This window comes from Amycolatopsis sp. NPDC051071, assembly GCF_040682875.1.
Classification (GTDB): Bacteria; Actinomycetota; Actinomycetes; order Mycobacteriales; family Pseudonocardiaceae; genus Amycolatopsis.
The window spans coordinates 1-2,597 of sequence record NZ_JBFBBY010000317.1 but is presented as its reverse complement, the minus strand read 5'-3'; the positions used below and the strand labels follow the sequence as shown (position 1 = coordinate 2,597).

2 protein-coding genes are annotated in these 2,597 nt (G+C 65.3%); both read right to left on the bottom strand.

Features of this window, described 5'->3' with window-relative positions:
- Nucleotides 1-91 precede the first annotated feature (91 nt).
- The gene (locus tag AB0M65_RS40720) at nucleotides 92-646 is read right to left on the bottom strand and encodes a hemerythrin domain-containing protein (RefSeq protein ID WP_364040995.1); all 555 of its coding nucleotides are present in this window, start codon (nucleotides 644-646) and stop codon (nucleotides 92-94) included.
- A 474-nt stretch (nucleotides 647-1,120) separates the two neighbouring features.
- Nucleotides 1,121-2,044, bottom strand: a complete 924-nt coding sequence (locus tag AB0M65_RS40715) for a tetratricopeptide repeat protein (RefSeq protein WP_364040992.1) — start codon at nucleotides 2,042-2,044, stop codon at nucleotides 1,121-1,123.
- Between the last annotated feature and the right edge of the window lie 553 nt (nucleotides 2,045-2,597).

Genomic DNA, 2,597 nt, shown 5'->3' with positions numbered 1-2,597 from the left:
GCCTCGTACCGGGTCGTACTCGGTCGAAGGGCCCGCGCCGCCAGGGGCCGCCTGGGCGCGAAGACCACGAACGAGATTTGCCAGACACGCCCTAGGCCTTGTCGTCTTCAGAGGACAGCAGGCCGGCCTTCTCGGCCCGGGCCACGATCTTCTTGACGAACTCGAGGGAACCGCAGTCCTGGTCGAGCAGCGCGTTGCGGCGCGTGGCCCAAATCGTGCCCAGATCTTGCCGGACCTTCTCGCTCACGTCGGTGCGCGCTGGGTTGAGAATCGTCTGCTCCTCCTCGCCGATGTGGTGCATCAGCGCCTCGGCGAGCTTCTCGACCGCGTCATCGAACTTCTGCGTATCGGTGCCTTTGCATTCCAGCAGTTCCAGCAGCGCCTGGTTGCCCTCGGCGTGTTCTTCCTCGCCGTGTTCCTGCTCGTGCTTGTCGATGGCGTCCTTGCGCCGCAGCGCCGGGTAGACCTCCTTCTCTTCGGCTTCACCGTGCGCGATCAGCGCCGCCGACAACGCGGCGCGGGCACCCTCGCGGTCCGCGGTCGCGTCCCGCAGATCACGTAAGAGCTGTTCGAACAGACGGTGATCGTCCAGAATCAAGTCGACGACGTCACCAGCGACGGGACGCGGAATCTTCACGGCAGTCATGTCTCGAGGATTCCCGCGCAGCGCCCTCCCGGCAACATGGCGCGCCGTGCGGCGTCGATTTCTCGCCGCTACCGTGCACAGCGACACCGCTGCGGTGACCCGGCGTTCTCTGGGAGAAAAGGCGCATCGCGGGCCGTGAGACAGGAAACACGCTCGTTGCTGAGTATTGATGTTTGCCGGCGGGTGATTCGGGGTACCAGCGCGCCGACGACAGGAGAACGCCTGCCAGCGTGTTGTTTTCGCGCAGACCGGACACCGTTGCCGGTGCGGCGGACGCCTGCTCACGACGGTGCGCCGACCACCATGGCGGGTCACAGTGAGTTGTGCCACGTGGCGCCATCGGAGACGTTCTCCCGGTGACACGGTGAAGCAAGAGTCCAGCGCAGCACCCGATCGATACGCAACTGCTCGATTCCGACCAACTCCGGCGCCGATGTCGTATTGATCTCGTCGCCAACCCGCTCTTGGCGCCTGTCATGCCAGGCGTTGCTGTTTGGCCGGTTCGGCACGGAAGCGAGTGATCTCGCCGAGCAGGTCGCGGGATTCGGTGTCCGTGCGATCTGCCAGTAGGTGTGTCAGTGGCGCGAGGCGGTCTTTGGTACGGACGGAGCCCAGGGCGTCGGCGAGTTCGACGGCTGCCGCACCGGTGTGGATCGCCTCGTCGAGATGGCCGAGAAGGGCGTGATTCTGTGCGAGCATAATCGTGGTCAGTGCGCGGCTGCGTGCCATGGTGGTGTTGTAAGCGTCCGTAGCGGATACGAGGTGCGCGATGGCGTTCTCGCCGTGCCGGGGCGTTACACGGTAAGCCAGTTCCGTCAATACGGTCCCGCGCATCGCTGCCATGTCGGCCTGGCCGAAGAAGGCCTCCCATGGCTGTGGGGATTGCCAGTTCTCCCAGTCGGCGAACTCGCTTTCGGCCGCCGCCAACCGGTCCAGTGCCCCGCTCTCATCGCGGCATTTGGCCAAGGCCCATGCCTGGTTGACCGTCGAAATCGCATGACCGCGCAGCGATCCGGATCGCTGCGCTGCGGCGCAGCCCCGAGCGAACTGCGCGAGCGCCGCACTGGGGTCACCGTAATGAAGCTCTAGCCGGCCTAATCGGTAATGAATATTGGCCGTAAGGCTGCCGTTGCGCGCTTCGGTGGCCAGTTCGGCCGCGCGCCGGAACCTCAGCCGCGCGGACGCCGGACGGCCGGTGTCGAACTCGGTCCAGCCGAGCAGGTTGTATACGTCTGCCAAGACCGTGAGCAGTCGCGGGCGAAGGCTGTCCGGGACCGAACTCCAGCGAAGCAGCAAGCCGACCGTCTTGAGAATATCCACAGTACCGCGGCAAAAACCGCCACCCTGCCGGTAGTCCACGGCGCGCAGGACTTCTACCGCGCTTTCCAGCCGAGCCACGTCGGTGCTCCCCACGCGGCTCGGTGGGGCTTCTCTCGCCGTCATCGCGTCCTCAATTCGTCTGAGTGAGGCACACCACCCGCTATCGATTACCCCCCTCCGGTGATGGGAAACCAGGGCCGCAGGGACGATCGCTTTCGGAGCGGGTTGGCTGGTCTCGTCGCTGCTGCCCGCCAGCGACCGGAGCGATGACTGGCGGGCAAGGCGACAGACGTGGCCCGGGAGCACGTGCAACCAGCGGTTCGGCAAGTCGCCGAGGGGTGAGGCGGCTGTCCGTACGCCGTAGGGTCGTGGGCCTGTACCCAATGCCACGTACCGTAAGTTGATCAACCTCTTGGCTTGGGTTTCTTTTCGGCAACGACAGCCGGCGCGACACTCGGGCGCATGCGTCCATTATGGACAGTGACAGGTGTGGCGACAGGGGTACCTGTGGCGTCGGCCGCGGGGGTCGTGAGTGATTTGGGTCGTTAGAACGACCCAAATCACTCACGAGAACCTGACCCGCTCGGTACCGGCGCCCGTACTCGCCTGAGGTACAGGAAGGCCCCCTTCC

Coding starts and splice junctions, on each gene's coding strand:
- AB0M65_RS40720 (WP_364040995.1), bottom strand. CDS start 646: ATGACTGCCGTGAAGATTCCGCGTCCCGTCGCTGGTGACGTCGTCGAC.